Raw genomic sequence first — 24,293 nt, 5'->3', positions numbered from 1 at the left:
CGTAGAAGACGGACCGGCTCGTCACCGGTTCCGGAACCGGCCGGTCGGGGCGTGGCTTGCGGCGACGTTGATGGCCGGATCGGCGTCGTGCGCGGCCTGACATACCGTGCAGCGGATGCTGCGGGCGGGGCGGTCCACGGTGACGATCCGGTTGACGGCCATCGTGGTGGTCAGCCACCGGGCGGTGACATGGGCGTGGTCGCCGCACACGGCGGCGCCGCAGCCGGTGCAGACGGCGACGGCCGCCGCGGTACGGCCGAGCGCGGCGCAGTCGTAGCAGTTCATGGCTTGCCCTCCTCGGATGGGTACAGGTGACGTCGTGCCCACAGGGCGACGTAGACCAGGCCGACGAGCACGGGGACCTCGATGAGCGGTCCCACCACCCCCGCGAGGGCCTGGCCGCTGGTGGCGCCGAAGACGCCGATCGCCACCGCGATGGCCAGTTCGAAGTCGTTGCTCGCCGCGGAGAACGCCAGCGCGGCGGTGCGCGGGTAGGTCAGACGGAGCCGCCAGGCGATGACGACGGCACCGAACCACATGACGGCGAAGTAGCCGAGCAGTGGCAGCGCGATCCGCGCGACGTCCCACGGCTGCGCGGTGATGGTCCGGCCCTGCAGCGCGAACAGCACCACGACGGTGAACAGCAGCCCGTACAGGGCGACGGGTGCGATCCTCGGCAGCAGTGTCGTCTCGTACCACTGCTGGCCACGGCGGCGTTCGCCGAGGGTGCGGGTCAGGTAGCCGGCGACCAGCGGGATGCCGAGGAAGATCAGCACCGTCTTGGCGATGTCCCACATCGACACGTCCAGACCGACGGTGGAAAGTCCGAGCCAGCCGGGCAGGATCTGCAGATAGAAGTAGGCCAGCGCGGCGTAGGACAGCACCTGGAACACCGCGTTGAGCGCGACCAGTACCGCCGCCATCTCCCGATCCCCACCGGCCAGGTCGTTCCAGATGAGCACCATGGCGATACAGCGGGCCAGTCCGACCAGGATCACCCCGGTGCGGTAGGCGGGCTGGTCCGGTAGCAGCAGCCAGGCAAGGGCGAACATCACCACAGGGCCGGCGACCCAGTTCAGCAGCAGGCTCGCCGCCATCATCCGCTTGTCCGCGGCGACGAGGCCGATCTCGCGGTAGCGGACCTTCGCCAGCACCGGGTACATCATCAGCAGCAGCCCCAGCGCGATCGGCAACGACGTCTGGCCGATCTTCACCGCGTTCAGAGCGCCGTCGAGGCCCGGCACCAACCGGCCGAGCAGCAACCCGGCCGCCATCGCCGCAGCGATCCACACCGGCAGGAACCGATCGGTGGTCGACAGGCGCCCAACAATCACACCGGTATCAGGATGACGACCACCCGGCGTCATGCCGGCCACATGGGGTTCGGCGGGCGAGGTTGGTGCACCGGGGCGTGGTCTGGGTCGGTTCATCGCCTGCGACCTCCTGTGCTCCTCCGGTCAGCGGCTTCGGGTCCGCCGGAAGCCGGCCCGGACTCGGCTGTGTACGCCGCGGGGAGGGCGGCGTGCAGTCGGTCGAGGGCGTCGGCGGCGATCGTGTAGTCCACCCACCGCCCGCGCCGCGCGGCCTTCACCAGCCCGGCCTCGCGCAGCACCCTGAGGTGATACGACAGCAAGTTCCCGGGCACCGCCGCCACCGGCTGCAGCTCACACACGCACCGGGTGGCCCCGTCGGCCAGGTGGGCCAGCAGCCGCCACCGCACCGGGTCGGCGATCACACTGAGCAGACCGGCCGGTTCAATCTCCGTTGCTTCAATCAGCGTTGCAGCGCTCACGCCTCAACAGTGCGCCGCCACCCCACCGACCAGTGAAGGCCGAAAGGCCCTGCACCACGGGCCGGACGTCACCCGACGGACGCAGGCCGCCCACACTCCGGCAGGACCGCTGGACCCGATCAAGCGGGTGTTCACCGCGCCGGCGCCGGATGTCGCCTGGTGCGGCGACATGACCGAGATCGTCACCGGCGAGGGCAAGCTCTACCTCGCCACCGTCATCGACCTGTACTCCCCCAGGATCCCGCCACGGCAACCGCCGACTGCGATCCGAGTCGAAGAACTCCGCCACGATCGCACCATGACCCGCGACGAGTTCCTCGGCCGCATCCCGCTGCCACCGCCTCGACGACGCCCGCTCCTGAAAATCCGCCGTCGACACCCGCCCGTAGAACGCGAACCGCAAGCCACCTACTTCACCCGGCCGTCGACGGCGAGCCTGCCCGGCGGGGCGTGCCTGATCGAGCCAAGATGCCAATAGACCAACATTGCCCGGGTTGTCACCCATCTCCCAGCCACCCTCATCGACAGCCAATGACCCAGCCTGCCCATTGCCACCCACTACCAGGTCGTCACGGCGCACCACGTGTCCGGCCAGGCGCACCCGCTCGCGCAGCCCGTCGACCGCGGCTGGGTGGCCCAGCACAGCCTTGAACACGGTTGAGTCGCAGCACTGCGGTGTGGCGTGAAGGGCTTGCCGAATCGGCTTGGCGGCAGGGGCCGTCGCCGTCGGAGGGATCGTTGCCACCGCCAGGCCGCGCCACAATTCAAGGGCTGATCAGCGATCTGAAGTCGAAGTCGAGCGGAGGCTCCGAGGCGAGGGAAGCCGACAGCCAACCCGCCCTGGACAGCAGCGCCCCGACGGACTTCTCGCAACTGGTAGAGGCCGCGCTGACGCTGCGCCGATGCAGTGTGCGGATTTGCGTCCGCTGTCCAGTGGGCACGGGGTAAAACAGGCCAGTGGCCGGGCCCAATGCCTATCCGCCGGTGGTGGCGGCGTGCCAGGTGCGGTAGCCGCCGTCGAGGTTGGCGGTCCGGCGGTCGAGGCCGGTCAGCAGGGCGGTGGCGGTGTGGCCGCGCTGGCCGACCTGGCAGTAGAGGATGAGGTCGCCGTCGGGCAGCTCGCCGAGGCGGGCGCGGAGCTCGTCGAGCGGCAGGTTGATCGAGCCCGGGATGTGGCCGGCGGTGTGTTCGGCTGCGGTGCGCACGTCGACCAGGGTGGCGCCGGCGGTGACGGCGTCGTCGAGTTCATGCCACTGGACGGTGCGCTGGCCGTCGGTGCGTAGGTTGTCGGCGATGTAGCCGAGCATGTTGATTGGGTCCTTGGCCGATCCAAATGCGGGGGCGTAGGCGAGTTCCAGGTCGGCGAGTTCGCCGGCGGTCAGGCCGGCGCGCATCGCGGTGGCCAGGACGTCGATGCGTTTGTCCACGCCCGCTCCGCCGACGGCCTGGGCGCCGAGGATCCGCCCGTCAGCGGGGTCGAACAGCAGTTTGAGCGACATGGGCTCGGCGCCCGGGTAGTAGCCGGCGTGGGAGGCCGGGTGGGTGTGGATCGCCTGGTACGGGCGGCCGGCGGCGCGGAGCCGTTTCTCGTTCCAGCCGGTGACGGCCACGGTCAGGTCGAAGATCTGCACGATCGCGGTGCCGAGTCGCCCGTCCAGGCGCACGGGGCGGCCGGCGATCGCGTCGGCGACCAGGCGTCCCTGCCGGTTGGCGGTGTTGGCCAGCGGGATCAGCGCGGTGTCGCCGCTGAGGCGGTCGGTCTTCTCGACCGCGTCGCCGACCGCGTAGATGTTCGGGTCACGGGTGCGCATGGTGTCGTCGACGGCGATGCCCCCGCGCGGGCCGATGGCCAGCCCGGCCGCCCTGGCCAGGCCGACCTCCGGGCGTACCCCGATGGCGAGCACGACGAGGTCGGCGGCGAGGAGCCGCCCGTCGGCGAGCGCGACCGCGTCGGGCAGCACCTTGGTGAGGGCCGCGCCGAGGTGCAGGGTGACGCCGTGGCGGCGTAGTTCGGTGTGGACCGCGGGGACCATCTCCGGGTCCAGCGGCGCGAGGACCTGCCGGTCGAGTTCGACCAGGCTGACGGCCAGTCCCCGGTGTCGCAGGTTCGCCGCGGTCTCCAGCCCGATGAACCCGCCGCCGGCCACCACGGCGATACGTGGTTGCCGTTCGGCCAGCAGGGCGGTGAGCCGGTCAGCGTCGGTGACCGACCGCAGCGTCATCGCGCGTTCGATGCCGGGCAGGTCCGGCACGAACGGTGCCGCTCCCGGGCTGAGGACCAGCCGGTCATAGCGCTCCTCATACTCGCCACCGCCGGCGATCTCACGCACCCGCACGACCTGCCGGGCGCGGTCGATCGCGACGACCTCGGCGCGCACCCGGACGTCGAGGTCGAAGCGGGCGCGCAGGCTGTCAGGGGTATGCAGCAGCAGGGATTCGCGGTCGGCGATCACCCCTCCGACGTGGTACGGCAGGCCACAGTTGGCGTACGAGACGTGCTCGCCACGCTCGAACACCACGATCTCAGCCGTGGGGTCGAGCCGGCGCAGCCGCGTCGCCGCCGACATCCCACCGGCCACAGCACCCACGACGACGGTCTTCATCCGACTCTCCCCCGCTCCTGGGCCGCCTGGCGGCAACCACGCTCCGACCATACCCAGGGGGGTATACGTGGGGCAGGGCCGAAAGACCTCCGCCGGCAGGCAGGCCAGCGGCGGGTGGAAGGCCGTCGTGCATCGTCGCACGGACGGCGGAGCGGCGGACCCGTTCCTGCTCCAGGCGTATGGAGGGGCCGAGGACCGTCCTCCACGAGTTCGAGGTACAGGTCAGCCTCGCGGTCGTCGAGCGCGGGAAGGTGCGCGGACGCGGGCGTCGGCTCGCGTACCCATCGGGTCTGGTGCGCCGGGAGGGTTGCCCGGTCCATGAGCATGGACCGGGTCGCGGGAAACAGTTGGCGGAGGCGGCTGAGGATGGCGAAACCCTGGGTGTCGACGGGGAACCGTGCGGATCAGCCGCATCCGCACATCCGCCGTGGGTCGTCTGCGCCCGGCCCCGAGGCGCTGGTGCCGCGCGGCACGCCTGCGGCCCCACCCGGGCGTGCCGGCGACGCAGTCAGTTGCTGTTCGCCACCTGGTCGTGCGGAGGACCAGGGGCTGCGTGGTCGGTGGCGTTGGTACGCCGGGCGCGCAGGAGGTAGGCGGTCGCGGCGAGGAACACCACGAGGCAGGTCCAGGTGTTGAGCCGCAGGCCGAGGATGTGGTTGGCGTGGTCCACGCGCAGTGCTTCGATCCGCACCCGGCCGAGGGTGTAGGCGGCGACGCAGAGGGCGAAGAGCCGCCCGCGGGTGAGGTTGAAGCGTCGTTCGGCCCAGAGGAGCAGGGCGGCGGCGGCGAGGCACCAGAGCGCCTCGTACAGGAAGGTCGGGTGGTAGAGGCCGATGTCCGGGGTGTCGGCCGGTCGGTGGGCCGGGTCGATGCGCAGTGCCCAGGGCAGGGTCGTCGGCCCGCCGTAGAGTTCCTGGTTGAAGTAGTTGCCGAGGCGGCCGATGGCCTGGGCGACGAGCAGGCCGGGGGCGAGCGCGTCGGCGAAGGCCGGCAGCGGGATGCCGGCGCGGCGGCAGCCGATCCAGGCGCCGAGCGCGCCGAGGGCGACGGCGCCCCAGATGCCGAGGCCGCCGTCCCAGATGTAGAGGGCGCGGACCGGGTCGCGGCCGGCGGTGAAGTACAGCTCCGGGTCGGTGATGACGTGGTAGAGCCGCCCGCCGGCGATGCCGAACGGCACGGCCCACATCGCCACGTCCAGGACCTGCTCGGCCCGTCCGCCGCGGGCGGCCCACCGCCGCTGCGTGAGCAGCGCCGCGATGACGATGCCGGCCAGGATGCACAGGGCGTAGGCGCGGATCGGCAGGGGACCGAGGTGCCAGACTCCCCTGGCGGGGCTCGGCAGGTAGCTCAACAGCATGAGGGGTGCACGCTCCGGTGACTCGTTCGGTCTGGGCACTGGGTTCACTCCACCTTGCCAGCCCGGTCACTGCGGCGTTAATCCAGGCCAAGTCGATCGGTTCGGCCGGGCTGCTGGTACGGACGCGAGCGCTTCCCTCGTCGTGCTCGTCCCTCACGTCGACGACACCGGCCCGGACACGGCCGGCGACGTGGCGCGCCCGGCGGCGGCAGGGGTTTCCTCCACGCCGTCTGCATACCGGCGCCATCGAGCCTGCATCGGCGTGCGTGATGGTGAAGGTGTTCGACGTGAGTGAAGGAGGAAGCCATGAACAGCAAGGCTCGACTGGCCGCGATGTTGGTGACCGGTGGCGTGTTCGCGGCGGGCGCGGTGGCGGTGGCCGTGCCGGCGGTCGCCGGGGCGGGGCCGTTCGGCAATCCGTCGTCGGCTGCCTCGTGGGCCGGGCAGGGTGCGGGTTCCGGGATGGCCGGCGGCGGCATGGGCCGCCATGCGCAGGACGGCAGTTGCCTGCCCTCGACCAGCGCGCCGGCCGGGGTGCTGAACGAGCAGCAGAAGACCGCCCTGGCCGCGATGGCGCAGGAGGAGAAGCTGGCCGGTGACCTGTACCGGGCGTTCGCTGCCCAGTACCCGGTGGCGGTCTTCGACCGGATCGCTGCGGCGGAGGATCAGCATCTGACCGCGGTGCGGACGCTGCTGGCCCGGTACGGCATCAGCGACCCGACGGAGGGCAAGCCGGCCGGGCAGTTCGCCGACGCCACCGTCCAGGCTACCTACGACCGGCTGCTGGCCCAGGGAAAGGGCAGTCAGAGCGCCGCGATCGGCGTGGCGCAGCAGGTCGAACGCACGGACATCGCCGATCTGCAGCAGGCGTTGAACGGGCTGGACGCCGCGGACGTGACGCAGGTGTACCAGCATCTGCTGGCCGCCTCACGGCAGCACCTGACCGCGTTTTCCACCTGGGCGACCCGGTAGCCGTCCGCCATGTGCCCGGCCCCGCTCGAAGGCGAGGCCGGGCATCCCCTATACCCCACGGGGTATGCTCATGGCGTGGTGACCCCACAGGTCGGGTCGCAGGACCCTACCCGGGGGGTCGCCGGACACGATGAGGTGAGGGTATGACGGGCGCGGTGCTGATCGTCGAGGACGAGCGGGAGATCCGGGACCTGCTGCGCCGCTACCTGGAGCGGGCCGGACTCACGGCCCGGACCACCCCGTCGGGTGCGGAAGCGATCCGGCTGCTGGGCGAGGGCGGCGTCGACCTGGTCGTCCTGGACCTCGGGCTGCCGGACGTGGACGGTCTGGACGTGCTGGCCGCCGCCCGCGCGGCCGGGGGCGTACCGACCGTGGTGCTGACCGCCCGCAGCGGCGTGGACGACCGCATCCGCGGTCTGCGGCACGGCGCCGACGACTACGTCACCAAGCCGTTCAGCCCCACCGAGCTGGTGCTGCGGGTGCAGGCCGTGCTGCACCGCCTGCACGGCACCGACAGCGACTCGCCGGGCCCGGTCTCGTACGGGCGTGGCCGCCTGCGCATCGACGAGACCCGGCATCAGGTCGAGGTGTCCGGGCAGTTGGTGGAACTGACTCCGACCGAGTGGGGGCTGCTGACCGCCATGGCCGGCGCACAAGGACGGGTGTTCTCCCGCTACGAGCTGGTCAACCGGGTCCGCGGCTATGAGTTCGCCGGCTATGAACGCACGATCGACTCCCACGTCAAGAATCTGCGCCGCAAGGTCGGTGACCACGGCGACATCATCGCCACCGTGCTCGGTGTCGGCTACCGGATGGCACTGCACCGTGACCCGTAGCCGGCCGCCGGCGTTCGGGCCGCTGGGCCGGCGGCTGCTCGGCGCGTTCATCGTGGTCGCGTTGTCGTCCGTGCTCACGCTGACCGTCGCGGCGCTCATCGGCACCGACCGCGGACTGGCTACCGCGGAGCGTGCCTCCCGGCAGCAGACCGCCGCGCGGGTGGCCGACGCCGCCGCCCACGGGTACCCGGTCGATGGCGGCTGGGTCGGCGCGGATCTGACCGCCGCGCGGGCACTCGCCGATGCTGCCGGCGCGCAGCTGATGATCCGGGATTCGACGGGCGCGATGGTCTGGCCCGGTCGGGCACCGGCCGGCGCCGGCATGGGACACGGCGGCCAGTCCGCCACCGGCAGTGCCGTGAGCGCGCCGGTGCTCGTCGCCGGTCGCACCGTCGGCACCGTCAGCCTGGTCTTCGGCACCGCACCCACCACGGACGGCCGGGCCGTGGCCTGGCAGTGGGTCGCCGCCGCCGGCGCCGTCGCGCTGCTGGTCGCCGTCTCCGTCGGCGGCTACGTCGTCTGGCGGCTCAACGTGCCGCTCGTCGCGGTGACCCGGGCCGCCCGCACCTTCACCGGCGGCGACCGGACCGCCCGCGCCCGCCTCGACGCCGTTGGTGAACTCGGCGAACTCGGCGACGCCGTCGACGCCATGGCCGACCAGGTCGTCCACACCGAACAGGTACGCCGCCAACACGCCGCCGACATCGCCCACGAACTACGCACCCCGCTCGCCGCGCTGCAGGCCGGCCTCGAAGAGCTCCGCGACGGCCTGCAACCGGCCGACCCGGCCCGGCTCGCCGGCCTGCACGACCAGAGCCTCCGACTGGGGCGGGTGGTCGAGGACCTCGCCGAACTGTCCGCCGCGGAGTCCGCCGCACTGTCACTACGGCCGGCCGACGTCGACGTCACCACCGTCGTCGCCCGGGCCGTCGACGGGCAAGAACCGCACCTGCGCAGCGCCGGCCTGCACGTGCACCGCGACCTGCACCCACCGGTGATCGTCCACGCCGACCCCGACCGGCTGCACCAGGCCGTCACGAACCTGTTCACCAACGCCACCCGCTACTGCCGCCCAGGCGACCAGGTCCACATCCACGTCGACGCCGTCGACGGGCAGGCACGCATCCAGATCACCGACACCGGACCCGGCATCGGACCGGCCGATCTCCCGCACGTGTTCGACCGCCTTTGGCGCGGCGCCGGCACCCGGTCGGTCGCCGGAGCCGGCATCGGGCTGGCCGTGGTCCGCGAACTCGTCACCGCCCACGGCGGCACGATCCACGCCACCTCACGACCCGGCCACGGCACCACCTTCACCATCAGACTGCCCCTGGCCACAACGCAGCAGACCCGGCGGGTATGACGAACCGGCGCAACCCCTCAGGAAGCTCTGGTGCAATGCGTGTCGGGGCCGACGTGCCACCTGCACGATCGACAGGAGGACGACACGAATGCCGAGCGACAACCCGGGACCGGTGGCCGATCCGCAGGAACCCGCTGGCGGCCGACCGCCGTCCACCGAACCCGACGGGACCGACACGGAGCCCGACGCCAGGTTCACGTTCGCCAACGAACGCACGTTCCTCGCGTGGCACCGTACCGCGCTCGCGCTCGTGGTCGCGGGGCTGGCGATCGTGCAGTTCCTGCCGCCGTTCCCCGGCGTACCGATCGGGCGGCACCTGCTCGCGGTGCCCCTCATCGTGCTGGGTGGGGTGCTGTCCGTGGCAAGCTACCTCGAATGGACTCGCCATCAGCGCGCGTTGCGCCGCGGCGAACCGATGGGCACCTCGAAGCTGCCCAAGATCCTCGCCATCACGATCACCGTCCTGGCCCTTGCCGCGGCGACGCTCTCGCTGCTGGCACCCGGGTCCGGGAGCTGAGGTGCCCGAGCCGAGCCGTGCCGTACCGGCCGAGGACATCGAAGACCGCGACCCGGGACTGGCCCGGGAACGCACCGATCTGGCCTGGACGCGGACCGCCGTCTCGTTCCTCGCCCTGGGCACCGGGATGCTGCGCACCAACGCGATCGCGGGTGCGCTGGTCATCTCCGCCGGGGTGACGGTGTGGCTCCTGGGGCACCTGTCGGCCCTGTCCGCCAACCGCACGCGCCGCGCCGAACGGCGGCGCATCGTGCGGCTCATCACCGTCGCGACCACCGTCACGGCGATCATTGCCCTGATCCTGGCCGTGCTGTCCCCCGCAGGCGGGCACCACTGAGGCGACCTGGCAGCGGTTCAGATCCGCGGCCCGCGCAGACCGGCGCGGTTCCGCCGGCGGCGCAGCACGTCGGGGACCAGTCGTGGGGTGCGTGCGGCGTATGCCGGGTAGTCGGGGAACCGTGCGGTCAGGGCCCGCTCCTCCAGGATGGTCTTGGACCACAGCAGGGCGAGCAGCGCCAGCCATACCCAGATCCGTGCCGGGCGGGCGGCGAGCAGGACCACGCCGGCGCCGCCGAGCAGCAGCGCGGTGTAGATCGGATGCCGCACGTAGGCGTACACCCCGCCGGTGCGCAACCGCGCCGCATCCGACGGCAGCGGGGATGCGGTCAGGCCCGCGCCCAGCCGCAGTGCCCCGGCGAGCGCCAGGAACACCGCCGCGATGATCATCGCCGCCGATCCGGCGACCAGCCACCAGGGCGTCGGCCAGCCACGGCCGCCGGGCAGCAGTACCAGCGCCGCCAGCAGGAACCCCTGGGCGGCCACCAGCGACCAGGCCAACGCATGCCTGCCTGGCGGGTGTGCCCGGCTCACGGCGCCACGACGCACAGCTTCCTCCGTACCGCCGAAGCCCGGGGTCAGGCTCGGGTCAGGCCAGGGACAGGAACAGTTTCTCCAGTTTCGCCACGTCGAGCGTCGGTTCCTTGCCCTGTTCCTCGGCGGTGACGCATTGCCGGAGCCCGGTGGCGATGATTTTGAAGCCGGCCCGGTCCAGGGCTTTGGACACCGCGGCGAGTTGGGTGACGACGTCGGCGCAGTCCCGGCCGTCCTCCAGCATGGCGATCACGCCGCGGATCTGGCCTTCGGCTCGCCGCAGCCGTTTGATGACGTCGCCGACGGCGTCCTTCTCGATCTCCACGGATGTCCCCTCGCGTGTCAGTTCATTGCACCGCCAGTGTACCCCCGGGGGTACACCGGCACTGGTCAGGCGAACGGCCGGACCACGGGCCGAGCAGCACGGTTCAGGTGCCGCTGCGCTCAGCGACCTTCGTCCGGACGACCTCCATGTCGAGGCCGCGGACCGCGGAGATCACTTCCTCCAGCGCGGCCGGGGGCAGCGCACCGGGCTGGGAGAAGACCAGCACACCGTCGCGGAACGCCATCAGGGTGGGGATCGAGGAAATCCCCAGGGCCCCGGCGATGGCCTGCTCGGCCTCGGTGTCGACCTTGCCGAACACGACGTCCGGGTGCTGCTGGCTGGCGCGCTCGAACACCGGCCCGAATCGCCGGCACGGCCCGCACCAGGCGGCCCAGAAGTCCACCAGGACGATCCCGTCCCCGATCACGGTCTGGTCGAAGGTCTCCGCCGTCAGTGCCACGGTTGCCATGTCCGTCTCCCTCGCTGTCGGGTTGGCGCGCGCCGGTCCGTCAGGACTCTCCCACCATCATTAGCATACCCCTGGGGGTATACGTCCCCGATGTGCGCGTGAGATGTGCCGCGCCCAGAACTCGTTGACGGCAGCCTCGGCATCCACGCTATGGTGGAAGTGCAGATACCCCCAGGGGTATACGAATCCGGAGGTTTCCCATATGCGTGAAGTCGATATGACCACCTTCACCGCAGCCCACCGCGGCGGTGCCATGGTGATCGATGTCCGCGAGCCGGCGGAGTACGTGGCCGGGCACGTGCCCGGCGCCCGGCCGGTCCCGATGGGCCAGCTGCCCGACCGGCTGGCCGAGCTGCCCCGCACCGCGCCGGTCTACGTGATCTGCGCCAGCGGCAACCGCAGCCTCGCCGCTGCGGACTACCTGGCCCGCGCCGGTGTCGACGCCTGGTCGGTCGCGGGCGGCACCAGCGCCTGGATCCGCGCCGGTCATCCGGTGCTCCGCGGTACCCGCGTCACCGCCTGAGCGTTCTCAGCATCCGCTGTACGAAAGGAACCCTCCCGTGCTTCAGATCGTGCCGATCGACACGCCGACCCTCGGCGACCGCAGCTACCTCGTCCACGACGGGCGGGTCGCGTTCGTGGTCGACCCGCAACGCGACATCGACCGCGTCCTGGACCTCGCCGCCGCCGCCGGCGTGACCATCACCCACGTGTTCGAGACCCACATCCACAACGACTACGTCACCGGCGGCCTGGCCCTCGCCGCACACACCGGCGCCGCCTACCACGTCAACGCCGACGACCCGGTCACCTTCGACCGCGTCGCAGTTCGCGACGGCGATGTCGTCACCGTCGGCGATTCGATGACCGTCCAGGTCCTCGCCACCCCCGGACACACGTTCACCCACCTGTCCTACGCCCTGCGCGAGCACGACGAGCCGGTGGCGGTCTTCTCCGGCGGCGCCCTGCTGTACGGCTCCGTCGGCCGGCCCGACCTGCTCGGCCCGGCACACACCCACGACCTGGTCCATCACCAGTACGCCTCCGCCCACCGCCTCGCCACCGACCTGCCCGACACCGCCGCGCTCTACCCGACACACGGCTTCGGCAGCTTCTGCTCCGCCACCCAGAGCGACGCCACCGCCTCCACCATCGGCGACGAGAAACGCACCAACCCGGTCCTCACCGGCGACGAGCAGACCTTCGTCGAGGAACTCCTCGCCGGCCTGGACGCCTGGCCCGCCTACTACGCCCACATGGGCCCCGCCAACACCGCCGGACCCGCCGCACCGGACCTGAGCACACCCGAACGCGCCGACGCCGAGCAGATCCGCGGCCGCCTCGCCGCCGGCGAATGGGTCGTCGACCTGCGCAACCGGGTCGCGTTCGCCGCCGGGCACGTCGCCGGAACCCTCAACTTCGGCCACGACGGCAGCTTCGCCACCTACATCGGCTGGCTCATCCCCTGGGGCACCCCACTCACCCTGCTCGCCGAAACCCCCGAACAGATCGCCGACGCGCAACGCGAACTCGTCCGCATCGGCATCGACCGGCCCGCCGCCCACGCCACCGGAGCGCCCGCCGACTGGGCCAACGGCCGGCCGGCGACCATGCCGAGGGCCACGTTCGCCGACCTCGCCCAGGTCCGCCACCACCGGCCGGTCACCGTCCTGGACACCCGCCGCAACCCCGAAACCGCCGCCGCCCGCATCGACGGCGCCGTGCACATCCCGCTCCACGAACTCCTTGGCCGCCTCGACGAGGTCCCCGACGGTGAAGTGTGGGTGCACTGCGCCGCCGGCTACCGGGCCTCGATCGCCGCTTCCATCCTCGCCGCAGCCGGCCGCCACGTCGTCGCCGTCGACGACGCCTTCGACCAGGCCACCGCCGCCGGACTGCCCATCACCGCCGCGACGCACGAACCGGCCATGTCCGACCGCTGACACCCGGCGTTGCCGCCACGCCGTCCGGGACGTCCGACCCCGCACGGCCGCCCCCGCACGCCCGAAACAGACCCACCCGACGAGGAGCCATGAGCCCAACCGACCCCACAGGTCCCGCCACCCTCGACGCCGCCACCCTGCGCCAACTGCTCGACGCCGGGCACGCGCCGCGGATCCTGGACGTGCGCACCCCCGGGGAGTTCGAGACCAGCCACATCCCCGGCGCCTACAACGTGCCCCTCGACCTGCTCCGGGAACACCGCGCCGAACTGCTCGCCCACCTCGACGACGACGTGGTGCTCGTGTGCCGCTCCGGCGCCCGCGCCACCCAGGCCGAACACACCCTCGCCGAGGCCGGCCTGCCCAACCTGAAGGTCCTTGATGGCGGCATCCTCGCCTGGCAGGCCGCCAACGCACCGATCAACCACGGCAAGCCCCGCTGGGACCTCGAACGGCAGGTCCGCCTCGTCGCCGGCAGCATCGTCCTCGCCGCCGTCCTGACCTCCGTCGCGGTGCCCGGCGCGCAATGGGTCGCCGCCGTGATGGGCGCCGGGCTCACCGTCGCCGCGCTCACCAACACCTGCGCCATGGGCATGCTGCTGTCCAAACTGCCCTACAACCGCGGCGCCAGCTGCGACCTGGACACCATCGTCGGGCAGCTCCGCGACACCGCACCCACCGGCGGCAAGCCGTGAGTGGCCTGGTCCTGACCGTCGCCCTGGCCACCGTCATCGGCGTCAGCCTCGGCCTGCTCGGCGGCGGCGGATCCATCCTCGCCGTCCCGCTGCTCATCTACGTCGCCGGGCTACCGGCCAAGGAGGCGATCGCCACCTCGCTGCTCGTCGTCGGCGCCACCAGCGCCGTCGCCGTTGTCCCGCACCTGCGCGCCGGGCGGGTCCGCTGGCGCACCGGTCTCATCTTCGGCCTCGCCGGCATGACCGGCGCCTACACCGGCGGCCGTCTCGCCGCGTACATCCCTGGCGGGGTCCTGCTCACCGCGTTCGCGGTGATGATGCTCGCCACCGCCGCCGCGATGATCCGCGGCCGGCGCGGCGGCGAGGACAAGCCGGTGCCGCACGAACTGCCGGTCTTCCGCGTCGTTGTCGACGGCGTCGTGGTCGGCCTGGTCACCGGTCTGGTCGGCGCCGGCGGCGGTTTCCTCGTCGTGCCCGCCCTCGCCCTGCTCGGCGGCCTGCCCATGCCGGTCGCGGTCGGCACGTCCCTCGTCGTCATCGCGATGAAGTCCTTCGCCGGGTTCGCCGGCTATCTCTCCACCGTCACCATCAACTGGGGCCTCGCCACCGCCGTCACCCTCGCCGCCGTCGCCGGCAGCCTCATCGGCGCCAAACTCGCCGGACGCATCCCCGCCGACATCCTGCGCAAGTCCTTCGGCTGGTTCGTCGTCGTCATGGGCGTCTTCGTCCTCGCCCAGCAACTCCCCACGCAATGGCGCACCAGCCCCGCGCTCTGGGCCGCCACCGCGGCCGTCGCCGTCGCAGCGGCCGCGACCATCGTCGTCCGGCGTCGACGGCACCACAGCGCGCCCGTCCCCCCGGCGAATCGAGGCCGATCGGCGCCACAGCCGGGCGCACCCGTGAACGGTGCCGCACGCCGCAGCGCTGCCCCGAGCGTGAACGGCACCACCAGGCACACCATCAACAACCAGGAGGCAACGCCATGACCGTCACCACCACGCCACCGCCCACCGGCGACCCCGCAACGCCCGCCCACCTGCCACTGATCGGTGACCCGGCACCGCCGTTCGACGCCGACAGCACCCACGGCCGCATCAACCTGACCGACTACGCCGGCCGGTGGCTGGTCCTCTTCAGCCACCCCGCCGACTTCACCCCCGTCTGCACCACCGAGTTCGTCGCGTTCGCGGAACTCGCCGACGAGTTCACCGCCCGCAACGTCGCCCTGCTGGGCAACTCGATCGACTCCGTCTACAGCCACCTCGCCTGGACCCACGCCATCCACGACAAGCTCGGCATCCGCATCCCGTTCCCGATCATCGCCGACCTCGACACCCGGGTCTCCCGCGCCTACGGCATGCTGCACCCGAACACCTCACACACCGCCGCCGTCCGCGCCGTGTTCGTCATCGACCCGGACCAGACCGTCCGCGCCGTGCTCTACTACCCGATGAACGCCGGCCGGAGTATCCCGGAACTCCTCCGCCTCATCGACGCCCTGCAGACCTCCGACCGCGACACCGTCTCCTGCCCCGCCAACTGGCGACCCGGCGACGACGTCGTCATCGGCGCACCCAGAACCGAGGCCGAACTCGACACCCGCCTCACCGACACCACCGTCAAACTGACCGACTGGTACCTGGCCACCAAACCCGGCCAGCCCCGCGACGGCCGGTCCTGACCCGCCGCGCAGCGCTGCTGCCGGTCGGCGGCAGGTGGCTGCGGTGAACTTGGGTGGCGCCGGCGGTCTGACGCGACCCCACCCGGACGGCCTCAACCCCTCTTTTACGCCGTTGGCTCGGCGTCGATCGAGCCTTTCCGTGAGACGTCCCGCGAGAGCTGTTCCACCCTGAGGAGACGGCCGTCCGTGGTGAGCTGACCGAACATGTGGATCTCTGTCGCGATCACCTGTCCGCGACGCATCACGGCGGTCAGCGTGTACCGGGCGGCGACCTGCCCGCCGGAGATCAGCGCGTCGTGCACCTCGACGTCGATCTGCGCGGCGTTGCGGCGGCCGACCTTGACATGGTCGAGGAGTCGCTGCTTGTCGAGGGGGATGCCGTCGTTGCGGAGCACGAAGTCGTCGGTGTGATAGCGACCGAACACGACTGCGGGTTCCTCGTCCCCGAACGTGAGCTCATGCGGGTACCGGGTCAGGTATCCGATCAGATCATCGCCGGGTGTACGGGACAGTGGCTGACCCATTAGCACTCCTCCAGCTTATCTTAGACACTTGTGTCCAAGATAAGCTGGAGCCGTAACCTTGGCAACGTGGCCGAACCCGTTGCTCAGCGAAGCCGGAAGCGGCGGCTGGACGCGAAGCGCAGCCGCGCCGCGGTGCTGGACGCGGCGATCGCCGTGCTGGGTCGGCAGGTTGACGCCAGTATCGAGGACATCGCCGCGGTCGCCGGGGTCGTCCGGCAGACGGTCTACGCGCACTTCCCGTCCCGCACGGCCCTGATCGGTGCCGTGGTCGAGCACCTCACCGCCGAGAGCGCGCGTGCGCTGGACGCGCTCGACCTGACCACGCCGCCTCCGGACGAGGCGCTACGCCGTTGGCTGGAGGCCAGCTGGGCCGTCGTGCTGCGGTACCCGGTCCTGCTCAGCCCGCTCATCGCCGACGCTGTACCACCGGCCGACGAGCACGACCGGCACCGACCCGTCACCGCACAACTCGATGCACTGGTCCGTCGCGGTCGTCAGGCCGGCGTCTTCGACGCCCGCCACGGCGAGAGCTGGATCATCACCGTCACCATCGCGCTCGGCCACGCCGCCGGCCAGGAGGTCACCGCTGGCCGGATGGGTCCGGACGAGGCCGGAGCGGCCTACCGCGACAGTGTTCTGCGGCTCGTCCTCAACCGGCCGATCACCGAGGCCGACTGATCTCGATGCGCGCTTGCTCGTTCTCGAACGGCAGCGGGAACCCGGCGGCATGCGCCGACCCGGTCCTATCGGCAGATTTCGCCGCGCCACATCGCGACCGCGCTCCGCGCTGTCAGCCCGGCGACCAGGGCACTGACCAACGCCAGCGCGGTGATACCAACCCACTGGTAGCTCTCGCCGCCGTGGTGCCGTGCGGTGACGAGCAGTGCGGCGGCCAGCGCCGCGATCGGGAACGTTGTCGCCCACTAGGACAGGGAGAACAGCACCCGACGCAGGTGCGGCGCGCGCACGGCCAGCAGCAGCGTCTGGAACACCGCCACTGCCAGCAACACCCGTGCGAACGGGTCGCCGATCTCGCCGCCGAGCGCGACGTAGGACAGGTAGCCGACCGCCGGGGGCGCGATCATGATGGCCAGCGTCGGCTGCAGCGGAGCGGGCAGCGGAGCGGGCAGCGGTCCAGCGAAGAGGAGCCGGCCCAGGATGATCGGCAGCAGGCCCAGCCAGTAGACGATGCCGACGGCGAAGAGGAACCACAGCATGTCGTGCGGAGCGTGGTGGGTCCCGGCCAGCGGCGCGACGAGGTTGCCGACCGCCGGGATGAACCATGCGGGGTGGACGTGGGCGGGCCGGAAGCGTTCGCCGCGAGTCCAGGTGTCAAGGATCCACAGCGTCAACCCGAGGTGGGCGACGGCGCCGCTCCACCACAGCACGGCGGACAGTCGTGGGGCGTCGGCGACCACGGCGAGCGCGGTCAGCATCAGGCCGACGGAGGCCAGTGGCAGGAACGCGACCCTTACCGGGTCTCGCCACTCGGCGCGGGCAGCGGCCGGATGCCGGACGGCCTTGGCCAGGTAGGCCAGCCCGATCACGCCGTAGAGGACCGCCGCGGACCAGCTCAGGAACGTGCCGGCGACATAGAGGCGGCCGGTGACCTCGGCCGCGCGCTGCCACGCCACCGCCGTGCCGGCCACGCCCATAGCGACGGCGAAACACGTCACCGGCACCTGCGGCAGCCGTCCCGACGCCAACGGTACCGCCCGGCCCGCGCTTGATCCGCCAGTCGGCGGTTGGCCGTCCTGCGGGCTCTTGGTTGTCGCCGCGACGCTCGACATGACGCATCTCCATTCCCAATCGCTCGGGCTTCCGCCCCATGCTCGCAATATACCCCCGGGGGTATGCTTGCGTTCGATACCCCAGGGGGTATCTTGGAGGCGTCGCGAAGTTCGCTCATGGAGGCACAATGCTGTTCACCCAGTACTACCTGGACTGCCTGTCGCAGGCGTCGTACCTCATCGCCGACGAGCACACCGGGCGGGCCGTCGTCGTCGATCCGCGCCGGGACGTGTCGGAGTACCTGGCCGACGCGGTGGCCCAGGGCGTGACGATCGAGGGCGTCATCAACACGCATTTCCACGCCGACTTCATCGCCGGGCACCTGGAACTCGCCGCGCAGGCCGGGGCGTGGATCGGCTACGGGCAGCGCGCGGACGCCGACTATCCGATCCGCAAGCTCACCGACGGCGAGCGGATCCGCCTGGGTGATGTGACGTTGCAGATCATGGAGACCCCGGGCCATACCCCTGAATCCATCAGCGTCCTGGTGTACGAGCACGCCGCCGACACCGTGCCCTACGCGGTGCTCACCGGCGACGCGCTGTTCATCGGTGACGTCGGGCGTCCGGACCTGCTCGCCTCGCTCGGGCACACCGCCGAACAGCTCGGCGCGATGCTGTACGACAGCGTCCAGCACAAACTCATGGGACTGCCCGACGCGGTGCGGGTGTTCCCCGCCCACGGCGCCGGGTCGGCGTGTGGCAAGAACCTGTCCACCGAGCGGGCGTCCACGATCGGTGCCCAGCGCGCCACCAACTACGCCTGCGCGCCCATGTCGCAGGAGGACTTCCTCGCCCTGGTCACCGCCGGGCAGCCCGCCGCACCCGGCTACTTCGTGCACGACGCGGTGCTCAACCGCAGGCAGCACGAACTGTTCGACGCTGCCACCACGCCGGCCGCGCTGACCGGCGCGGAATTCTTCGCGCAGCGCGGTGCCGGGGCCGTGGTGCTGGACACCCGCGACCCGCAGGACTTCGCCGCCGGTCACGTGCACGGTGCGCTGAACGTGCCGGCCGACGGCCGGTTCGCCGAGACCACAGGCATGGTCGTCAAACCCGACGAGCGGATCCTCGTGATCGCGGCACCGGACCGAGAAGAGGAGATCGTCACCCGCCTGGCCCGCATCGGCCTGGACCACGTGGCCGGATACCTGCGCGAACCTGACGGCGCCCTCCTCGACATGCCCACTCAGGTCGACCGCGCCAGCCGGCTGACCGTCACCGACCTGCGGGCCGCGCTCGCCCGCGAGGACGCGCCGGTGCTGCTCGATGTGCGCAACCCCGGCGAGGTCGAGACCGGCGCCATCGACGGCTCGATCCACATCCCGCTGGCACAGCTGCCCCAGCGCTTGGACGAGGTACCGGCCGGCCGACCGCTCGTCGTCTGCTGCGCCGGCGGGTACCGCTCGTCGGTGGCGGCCAGCCTGCTGCGCCGGGCCGGCTGGGCCGACGTCTCCGACCTCATCGGCGGCTACGAGGCATGGAGGATCTCCCACCCTCCTATCGCCGCCTGAACCTGGCAGACCGGTGTTGCCGCCCACGCCCACCCGGGCGGCAACACGGACCGGGCAGAGGTGACCGCCACCGCCGCTGCAGACATTCCAGCGCCATCGCCGATCAGGCCAACCCAGCCGTTGGCGTCACGACAGGAGAGCACCCCGATGAGTCAGCCCCGTCCGGCACCCACCCACCACCAGGTCGCCGTCATCGGCGGCGGAACGGCCGGAATCAGCGTGGCCGCCCGACTGCGCCGCGCAGGCGTGCCAGACGTCGCGGTCGTGGAACCGTCCGACCGGCACTACTACCAACCACTGTGGACACTCGTCGGCGCCGGACTCGCCGACATCCGCAGCACCGAACGCCCCGAAGCACGCGTCATGCCCAAGGGCGTCACCTGGATCCGCGACCAGGCCACCGGCATCGACCCCGACATGCGGACCGTGACGCTCAATCGTGGCACCCTCACCTACGACCAGCTCGTGGTCGCACCCGGACTCCAGCTGCACTTCGACGCCGTCACCGGCCTCGCCGAGACGATCGGACAGCACGGCGTGTCCAGCAACTACCGCGCCGACCTCGCACCACGCACATGGGAGTTCATCCAGCAGACCAGCAGCGGCACAGCCCTGTTCACCATGCCACCCGGACCGATCAAATGCGCCGGCGCACCGCAGAAAATCGCCTACCTGGCCGCCGACTGGTGGCGCCGGCACGGCCGCCTCAACCAGATCCGCATGATCCTCGTCCTGCCGACCGCCGCCATGTTCAGCCAACCCGACTGGGCCAAGGTCCTCACCGGCATCGCCGCCGGATACGACATCGAGGTCCGCCACGACACCCAGCTCATCGAGGTCGACGGCCCGGCCCACCGCGCGGTCCTGCTCGACACCGCCTCCGGCATCAAAGAAACGATCGACTTCGCCATGCTGCACGCGACCCCACCGCAGAGCGCCCCCGACTGGCTCAAGACCAGCCCGCTCGCCAACCCCGCCAGCCCGTACGGCTACGCCCAGGTCGACCAGTACACCCTGCAACACCCGACCTGGCCGAACGTCTTCGCCCTCGGCGACGCCGCCAACCTGCCCAACTCCAAGACCGGCGCCGCGATCCGCAAGCAGGCGCCCGTCGTCACCGCCAACGTGCTCGCCGCCCAGCAGGGCCGGCCACCGACCGCCCGCTACGACGGCTACACCTCCTGCCCCGTCGTCACCGCCCACAACCGCATGCTGCTCGCCGAGTTCGACTACACCCTCACCCCACGCCCCACCTTCCCGATGCTCAACACCATGAAACCGCGCTACGACATGTGGCTGCTCAAACGGTACGGACTGCCCGCCCTGTACTGGCACGGCCTGCTCCGCGGCCGGGCCTGAACCCGACGGATGCGGTCGTGCCCGGTCACCCCGATGTGAGCAGTTCCCGGATGCGGGCGATGGTGGGTACGCGGCCGGTGAGGACGACGTGGTCGTCGATGACGAGGGCGGGGGGTGTTCATGACGCCGTAGCCGGCGATGGTGGGGTAGTCGGTGACGGCGGTGATCTCGGCGGTGAGGCCGAGTTCGGTGAGGGCTTCGCGGGTGCAGTGTTCCAGGGTGTGGCAGTTGCCGCAGCCGGGGCCGAGGATCTTGATGTGCATGGTGTGCTCCTTCACAGGATGGCGTTGAACAGGTAGCCGGTGGCGATGATGCCGGTGGCGACGACGCCGACGAAGGTGGCCAGCAGCGGTGGTCGCAGTACGCGGCGTAGCAGGATCAGCTCGGGCAGCGACAGCGCGACGACGCTCATCATGAAGGCCAGGACGGTGCCCATCGCGACGCCTTTGGCGTGCAGCACCTCGACCAGCGGCAGGATCCCGGCGGCGTTGGAGTACAGCGGCACGCCGATGGCGACGGCGACGAGCGGGGCGAACGGGTTGTCCGCGCCGGCGACCGCGACGAAGAAATCGGCCGGCACCCAACCGTGGATGAACGCGCCGAGACCGATACCGACCAGCAGGTACGGCCACACCTTCCGAAGGATCTTGACGACCTCCTCGCGGCCTATCGCGGTGCGGTCGGCCCACGACAGCCGCTGTCCCGCGGCGACAGGTGCGCCGTGCAGGGTGCTGGTGAAGACGAACGACTCGACCCACCGCTGCGGGCAGATCCGGCCGAGCACATACCCGGCGACGGTGGCGATGACCAGGCCCGACCCGACGTACAGTGCGGCGATCTTGAGGCCGAACATGCCGTACAGCAGGACCACCGCGACCTCGTTGATCAGCGGGCTGGCGATGAGGAACGACAGCGTCACGCCGAGCGGTACCCCGGCGGCGACGAAACCGATGAAGGCCGGGACCGCCGAGCAGGAGCAGAACGGGGTGGCCACGCCCAGTCCCGCGGCGGCGACGTTCGCCATCCCTTCCCGGCGGCCGCCGAGCAGCGCACGGGCGCGTTCAAGGCTGAGGAACGACCGGGCCACCGTGACCACGAAGATGATCCCCACGAGCAGCAGGACGATCTTCACGGTGTCGTAGCCGAAGAAGTGCAGGCCGCTGCCCAGCCGCGACGCCTGATCCTGGCCTGCCAGCCGGTAGACGATCAGATTCCAGAACGGTTCGTTGACCAGGTACAGCGCCAGCCAACCGAGGCCGGCGACGGCCAGCAGCGCGGCATGCCGCAGTCGGCCGCGCCTTCCGGCGGAGGTCGGCCGGTCAGCGTTGATCGAGGTCATGACGCACCGGCCGGGAGCGCGGCGTGCAGCCGGTCGGCCGCGTCGGCAGCGATCGTGTAGTCGATCCACCGACCCCGCCGCGACGCACGCACCAGGCCCGCCTCACGCAGCACCTTCAGGTGGTAGGACAACAGGTTCGCGGCGACTGCCGCCACCGGCTGCAGGTCACACACGCAGCGGGTGCCCCCGTCGGCGAGGTGCGCCAGCAGCCGCCACCGCACCGGATCGGCCACCACGGCCAGCAACTCCGGCGCTTCAAGCCCAACTGCAGCAACTGCGGTTGAAGTGTCCATACCATGAGCGTGCGCGCGCCGCCTGGTTCCGTTCAGGGCCGAAAGGCCCACGAGCCAGGGACGACGGGCACGGCGGCATCCGTAACGGAAGTCGCCGCCATCAGCTCGAGCGACCTCGCCGACCGGCGCGTCATCAGTACGCCGGATGGGGTTCCGGTGCGAGTCATCCGTAAGGGTCAGCCTGCGTTCGCACCGAGGACCGCCTGGACACTCCCGGTGGTACAGCGCCACGTCGTGCACTGTCCATGGCGGCCAGGCGCCGCGAGTGCGTGGGCACCTCGGGCGCGCTAACCTGGGCGAAGGCCGTGACCGGTTCCGGCGGTGGGGCCCGACGACCTCGATGAGGGGTGAACTGTGGCCGTCTGGCCGCCAACGGTCCCTGCCAGTGCGCTGTCTCATGCTGGTAGGAGGGCTGGATGGCAGATCCCGGATCGTCGCTCGACGCCGATGTCGATCTGCACGTTCCTGCGGAGCGGCTGGAGTTGCGACCCAGTGCGGTTCCGGTCATCGCGGCGATCTCCGCCGGTGGTGTGGTCGGGGCGTTGGCCCGGTATGCGATGTCGGTGGCGTGGCCGCACGATGCGGCTGGGTTCGCCTGGTCGACCTGGTTGGTCAACGTGTCGGGTTGCCTGTTCATCGGGGTGCTGATGGTGTTGATCTCCGAGGTGTGGGTCGGGCGCCGGCTGCTGCGCCCGTTCCTCGGGGTCGGGGTGCTGGGCGGGTACACGACGTTCTCGACGTCGGTCGTCGATGTGCAGCAGGCCGCCGGTCACGGCGCCGCGGGGGTGGCGCTGCTGTATCTGGGGGCCACGCTCCTCGGGGCCGTCGCGGCGGTCTGGGCCGGTACCACGGTCACCGCGTGGGCGGTACGGGCCCGGCGGCCGGGACAGGACGGGTGAACGCGATGGAACTGAACGGTGCGGCGTTGCGGTTGACGATCTTCATCGGTGAGTCGGACCTGTGGCGGCACAAGCCGTTGTACACCGAGATCGTGCACCGGGCGCATGCCGCCGGGTTGGCGGGTGCGACGGTGCTGCGCGGGGTCGAGGGCTACGGGGCGTCGAACCGGGTCCACACCACCCGGCTGCTGTCGCTGTCGGAGGACCTGCCGGTCGTGATCGTCATCGTGGACGCCGAGGAGCGGATCCGGGGGTTCCTGCCGCAGCTGGAGGAACTGATCGGGCAGGGACTCGTCATCGTCGACCCGGTTGAGGTCATCCGCTACGTCGGGCGGGCGAAGGAGCCGCGGTGACGGTGCTGCTGGTGGCGTTGGGCGCGGCGGTCGGCGCACCGTTGCGGTACCTGACCGACCGGGCGATCCAGGCCCGGCACGACTCGGTGTTCCCGTGGGGCACGTTGAGCGTCAACGTGGTCGGGTCGCTGCTGCTGGGGTTCCTGACCGGACTCCCGGCCGGGCATGCGGTGGCAGCGCTGGTCGGGACCGGGTTCTGCGGGGCGCTGACGACGTATTCGACGTTCAGCTACGAGACGCTGCGCCTGGCGCAGGATGGGGCACGGTTCTACGCTGCGGCGAACATCGCCGCCAGCATCGTCGCCGGCCTCGGCGCCGCCTACTGTGGGCTGCTCATCGCTCAGGCATGCACCAGCTGACCAGCGATGCAGCCGTGGTCCTCACGGCCGCGTCCCTCGCGGCGTCCGAATCCGCGCCCACCACGGTCGCGGGCGTTCACCGTCATCGGTGCGACGTCCGGGTTGGGGTCGGCGTTCCTCGGGTCGGTCGGGCCGCTGACCGCCCCGCTCTTCCTCGCCGCCGGGCTGACCAGCGGCGCCTACATCGGCACTGAAGCCGCGTGCGCGCTGGTCGTACACGTCAGCAAACTCGCCGCCTACGGCGTGGGTGCACTGCTCAACCGCGCGGCTGCTACTCCTCGGCGCCGCGCTGACCCCGGCGGCCGTGGGCGGGGCGTGGCTGGGCAGAAGACGCTCGGGCAGGTCAGCGACCGGTGGTTCATCCTGTTCGTCGAGGCGAGTCTGGTGGCGGCGGCAGCGCTCCTCCTCGTCGGTACGTAGCGCACACCGCCGGGCCGTAG

General features: G+C 71.2%; 30 protein-coding genes and 3 pseudogenes. 18 read left to right on the top strand and 15 right to left on the bottom strand.

Annotation, left to right across the window (positions count from 1 at the left end; all coding sequences use genetic code 11):
* Positions 1-21: 21 nt before the first annotated feature.
* From OHA72_RS27620 to OHA72_RS27610, 3 genes are all read right to left on the bottom strand, one after another.
* On the bottom strand, positions 22-285 hold the full coding sequence (locus OHA72_RS27620) for a DUF2180 family protein (RefSeq protein WP_327010708.1): 264 nt from the start codon (positions 283-285) through the stop codon (positions 22-24).
* Positions 282-1,334, bottom strand: coding sequence for an ACR3 family arsenite efflux transporter (arsB, locus tag OHA72_RS27615; RefSeq protein ID WP_442788684.1), 1,053 nt, complete (start codon positions 1,332-1,334; stop codon positions 282-284). Before arsB ends, OHA72_RS27620 begins: the two co-directional genes overlap by 4 nt.
* Before the next feature lie 92 nt (positions 1,335-1,426).
* Entirely contained in the window at positions 1,427-1,792 is a 366-nt protein-coding gene (locus OHA72_RS27610) for an ArsR/SmtB family transcription factor (protein WP_327010706.1), read from the bottom strand.
* Between the two features lie 169 nt (positions 1,793-1,961).
* On the opposite strand from OHA72_RS27610, the gene OHA72_RS27605 reads away from it, so the two are divergent.
* Positions 1,962-2,270, top strand: a complete 309-nt coding sequence (locus OHA72_RS27605; RefSeq protein WP_327011998.1) for a hypothetical protein — start codon at positions 1,962-1,964, stop codon at positions 2,268-2,270.
* Between the two features lie 496 nt (positions 2,271-2,766).
* Here the strand turns inward: OHA72_RS27605 and OHA72_RS27600 are convergent, their stop codons facing one another.
* From OHA72_RS27600 to lgt, 3 genes and pseudogenes are all read right to left on the bottom strand, one after another.
* The gene (locus tag OHA72_RS27600; RefSeq protein ID WP_327010705.1) at positions 2,767-4,395 is read right to left on the bottom strand and encodes an FAD-dependent oxidoreductase; all 1,629 of its coding nucleotides are present in this window, start codon (positions 4,393-4,395) and stop codon (positions 2,767-2,769) included.
* Complete coding sequence (locus tag OHA72_RS64910; protein WP_442788747.1) at positions 4,392-4,742, bottom strand: Wadjet anti-phage system protein JetD domain-containing protein; 351 nt, start codon at positions 4,740-4,742, stop codon at positions 4,392-4,394. Before OHA72_RS64910 ends, OHA72_RS27600 begins: the two co-directional genes overlap by 4 nt.
* A gap of 227 nt (positions 4,743-4,969) precedes the next feature.
* Positions 4,970-5,752: pseudogene (gene lgt, locus OHA72_RS27595) on the bottom strand (prolipoprotein diacylglyceryl transferase); the annotation flags it as partial.
* Between the two features lie 306 nt (positions 5,753-6,058).
* Here lgt and OHA72_RS27590 point away from each other — a divergent pair.
* The 5 genes from OHA72_RS27590 (at position 6,059) to OHA72_RS27570 (ending at position 9,777) form a co-directional block, all read left to right on the top strand.
* Positions 6,059-6,724, top strand: a complete 666-nt coding sequence (locus OHA72_RS27590) for a DUF2202 domain-containing protein (protein WP_327010704.1) — start codon at positions 6,059-6,061, stop codon at positions 6,722-6,724.
* A 143-nt stretch (positions 6,725-6,867) separates the two neighbouring features.
* The gene (locus OHA72_RS27585) at positions 6,868-7,560 is read left to right on the top strand and encodes a response regulator transcription factor (RefSeq protein ID WP_327010703.1); all 693 of its coding nucleotides are present in this window, start codon (positions 6,868-6,870) and stop codon (positions 7,558-7,560) included.
* A complete protein-coding gene (locus tag OHA72_RS27580; protein ID WP_327010702.1) occupies positions 7,550-8,923 on the top strand; it encodes a HAMP domain-containing sensor histidine kinase in 1,374 nt (457 codons plus the stop codon). The genes OHA72_RS27585 and OHA72_RS27580 overlap by 11 nt, the downstream gene beginning before the upstream one ends.
* Positions 8,924-9,011: 88 nt before the next feature.
* The gene (locus OHA72_RS27575; protein WP_327010701.1) at positions 9,012-9,440 is read left to right on the top strand and encodes a YidH family protein; all 429 of its coding nucleotides are present in this window, start codon (positions 9,012-9,014) and stop codon (positions 9,438-9,440) included.
* Between the two features lies 1 nt (position 9,441).
* Positions 9,442-9,777 (top strand): DUF202 domain-containing protein, encoded by a 336-nt coding sequence (locus OHA72_RS27570; RefSeq protein ID WP_327010700.1) that lies wholly within the window; start codon positions 9,442-9,444, stop codon positions 9,775-9,777.
* A 17-nt stretch (positions 9,778-9,794) separates the two neighbouring features.
* Here the strand turns inward: OHA72_RS27570 and OHA72_RS27565 are convergent, their stop codons facing one another.
* From OHA72_RS27565 to trxA, 3 genes are all read right to left on the bottom strand, one after another.
* On the bottom strand, positions 9,795-10,277 hold the full coding sequence (locus OHA72_RS27565) for a methyltransferase family protein (RefSeq protein WP_327010699.1): 483 nt from the start codon (positions 10,275-10,277) through the stop codon (positions 9,795-9,797).
* Between the two features lie 88 nt (positions 10,278-10,365).
* The gene (locus OHA72_RS27560; RefSeq protein WP_327010698.1) at positions 10,366-10,635 is read right to left on the bottom strand and encodes a metal-sensitive transcriptional regulator; all 270 of its coding nucleotides are present in this window, start codon (positions 10,633-10,635) and stop codon (positions 10,366-10,368) included.
* A 103-nt stretch (positions 10,636-10,738) separates the two neighbouring features.
* Positions 10,739-11,104, bottom strand: coding sequence for a thioredoxin (gene trxA, locus OHA72_RS27555; RefSeq protein WP_327010697.1), 366 nt, complete (start codon positions 11,102-11,104; stop codon positions 10,739-10,741).
* 202 nt (positions 11,105-11,306) lie between these two features.
* On the opposite strand from trxA, the gene OHA72_RS27550 reads away from it, so the two are divergent.
* From OHA72_RS27550 to OHA72_RS27530, 5 genes and pseudogenes are all read left to right on the top strand, one after another.
* Complete coding sequence (locus OHA72_RS27550) at positions 11,307-11,627, top strand: rhodanese-like domain-containing protein (protein ID WP_327010696.1); 321 nt, start codon at positions 11,307-11,309, stop codon at positions 11,625-11,627.
* A gap of 37 nt (positions 11,628-11,664) precedes the next feature.
* The gene (locus OHA72_RS27545) at positions 11,665-13,047 is read left to right on the top strand and encodes a rhodanese-like domain-containing protein (RefSeq protein ID WP_442788683.1); all 1,383 of its coding nucleotides are present in this window, start codon (positions 11,665-11,667) and stop codon (positions 13,045-13,047) included.
* Between the two features lie 89 nt (positions 13,048-13,136).
* Positions 13,137-13,742 (top strand): rhodanese-like domain-containing protein, encoded by a 606-nt coding sequence (locus OHA72_RS27540; RefSeq protein ID WP_327010695.1) that lies wholly within the window; start codon positions 13,137-13,139, stop codon positions 13,740-13,742.
* A pseudogene (locus tag OHA72_RS27535) lies at positions 13,739-14,626 on the top strand (sulfite exporter TauE/SafE family protein); the annotation flags it as partial. The gene OHA72_RS27540 and the pseudogene OHA72_RS27535, both read left to right, overlap by 4 nt.
* 98 nt (positions 14,627-14,724) lie before the next feature.
* Complete coding sequence (locus tag OHA72_RS27530; protein ID WP_327010694.1) at positions 14,725-15,423, top strand: peroxiredoxin; 699 nt, start codon at positions 14,725-14,727, stop codon at positions 15,421-15,423.
* A 104-nt stretch (positions 15,424-15,527) separates the two neighbouring features.
* Here the strand turns inward: OHA72_RS27530 and OHA72_RS27525 are convergent, their stop codons facing one another.
* Entirely contained in the window at positions 15,528-15,947 is a 420-nt protein-coding gene (locus OHA72_RS27525; protein WP_327010693.1) for a hypothetical protein, read from the bottom strand.
* A gap of 66 nt (positions 15,948-16,013) precedes the next feature.
* On the opposite strand from OHA72_RS27525, the gene OHA72_RS27520 reads away from it, so the two are divergent.
* Positions 16,014-16,625 carry a TetR/AcrR family transcriptional regulator gene (locus OHA72_RS27520; RefSeq protein WP_327010692.1) on the top strand — a complete coding sequence of 204 codons (612 nt, stop codon included), beginning with the start codon at positions 16,014-16,016 and terminating at the stop codon, positions 16,623-16,625.
* Between the two features lie 245 nt (positions 16,626-16,870).
* Here OHA72_RS27520 and OHA72_RS27515 read toward each other — a convergent pair whose 3' ends face one another.
* Positions 16,871-17,596 carry an SLAC1 anion channel family protein gene (locus OHA72_RS27515; protein ID WP_327010691.1) on the bottom strand — a complete coding sequence of 242 codons (726 nt, stop codon included), beginning with the start codon at positions 17,594-17,596 and terminating at the stop codon, positions 16,871-16,873.
* A gap of 269 nt (positions 17,597-17,865) precedes the next feature.
* On the opposite strand from OHA72_RS27515, the gene OHA72_RS27510 reads away from it, so the two are divergent.
* Together OHA72_RS27510 and OHA72_RS27505 are read left to right on the top strand one after the other, a co-directional pair.
* A complete protein-coding gene (locus tag OHA72_RS27510; protein ID WP_327010690.1) occupies positions 17,866-19,251 on the top strand; it encodes an MBL fold metallo-hydrolase in 1,386 nt (461 codons plus the stop codon).
* Between the two features lie 147 nt (positions 19,252-19,398).
* Complete coding sequence (locus OHA72_RS27505; RefSeq protein WP_327010689.1) at positions 19,399-20,610, top strand: NAD(P)/FAD-dependent oxidoreductase; 1,212 nt, start codon at positions 19,399-19,401, stop codon at positions 20,608-20,610.
* Between the two features lie 25 nt (positions 20,611-20,635).
* Here OHA72_RS27505 and OHA72_RS64905 read toward each other — a convergent pair whose 3' ends face one another.
* From OHA72_RS64905 to OHA72_RS27495, 4 genes and pseudogenes are all read right to left on the bottom strand, one after another.
* Positions 20,636-20,710 carry a thioredoxin domain-containing protein gene (locus OHA72_RS64905; protein WP_442788746.1) on the bottom strand — a complete coding sequence of 25 codons (75 nt, stop codon included), beginning with the start codon at positions 20,708-20,710 and terminating at the stop codon, positions 20,636-20,638.
* Between the two features lie 73 nt (positions 20,711-20,783).
* Positions 20,784-20,873: pseudogene (locus OHA72_RS64900) on the bottom strand (thioredoxin family protein); the annotation flags it as partial.
* An 11-nt stretch (positions 20,874-20,884) separates the two neighbouring features.
* A complete protein-coding gene (locus OHA72_RS27500) occupies positions 20,885-21,949 on the bottom strand; it encodes a permease (protein WP_327010688.1) in 1,065 nt (354 codons plus the stop codon).
* Entirely contained in the window at positions 21,946-22,242 is a 297-nt protein-coding gene (locus tag OHA72_RS27495; protein ID WP_327010687.1) for an ArsR/SmtB family transcription factor, read from the bottom strand. The genes OHA72_RS27500 and OHA72_RS27495 overlap by 4 nt, the downstream gene beginning before the upstream one ends.
* A 416-nt stretch (positions 22,243-22,658) precedes the next feature.
* Here OHA72_RS27495 and OHA72_RS27490 point away from each other — a divergent pair, with 416 nt between their 5' ends.
* The 4 genes from OHA72_RS27490 to OHA72_RS27475 are packed head-to-tail and all read left to right on the top strand — an operon-like array spanning position 22,659 to position 24,273.
* Positions 22,659-23,141, top strand: coding sequence for a fluoride efflux transporter FluC (locus OHA72_RS27490; protein WP_327010686.1), 483 nt, complete (start codon positions 22,659-22,661; stop codon positions 23,139-23,141).
* A 5-nt stretch (positions 23,142-23,146) separates the two neighbouring features.
* Complete coding sequence (locus OHA72_RS27485) at positions 23,147-23,494, top strand: DUF190 domain-containing protein (protein WP_327010685.1); 348 nt, start codon at positions 23,147-23,149, stop codon at positions 23,492-23,494.
* Positions 23,491-23,853 (top strand): fluoride efflux transporter CrcB, encoded by a 363-nt coding sequence (crcB, locus tag OHA72_RS27480; RefSeq protein ID WP_327010684.1) that lies wholly within the window; start codon positions 23,491-23,493, stop codon positions 23,851-23,853. The genes OHA72_RS27485 and crcB overlap by 4 nt, the downstream gene beginning before the upstream one ends.
* A gap of 6 nt (positions 23,854-23,859) precedes the next feature.
* Positions 23,860-24,273, top strand: coding sequence for a TSUP family transporter (locus tag OHA72_RS27475; RefSeq protein ID WP_327010683.1), 414 nt, complete (start codon positions 23,860-23,862; stop codon positions 24,271-24,273).
* Positions 24,274-24,293 lie beyond the last annotated feature (20 nt).

The sequence above is a fragment of the Dactylosporangium sp. NBC_01737 genome, assembly GCF_035963215.1.
In the GTDB taxonomy this organism is placed as follows: domain Bacteria; phylum Actinomycetota; class Actinomycetes; order Mycobacteriales; family Micromonosporaceae; genus Dactylosporangium.
Note: the sequence above shows the minus strand (reverse complement) of the source record. Positions and strands in the feature narration are given on the sequence as shown.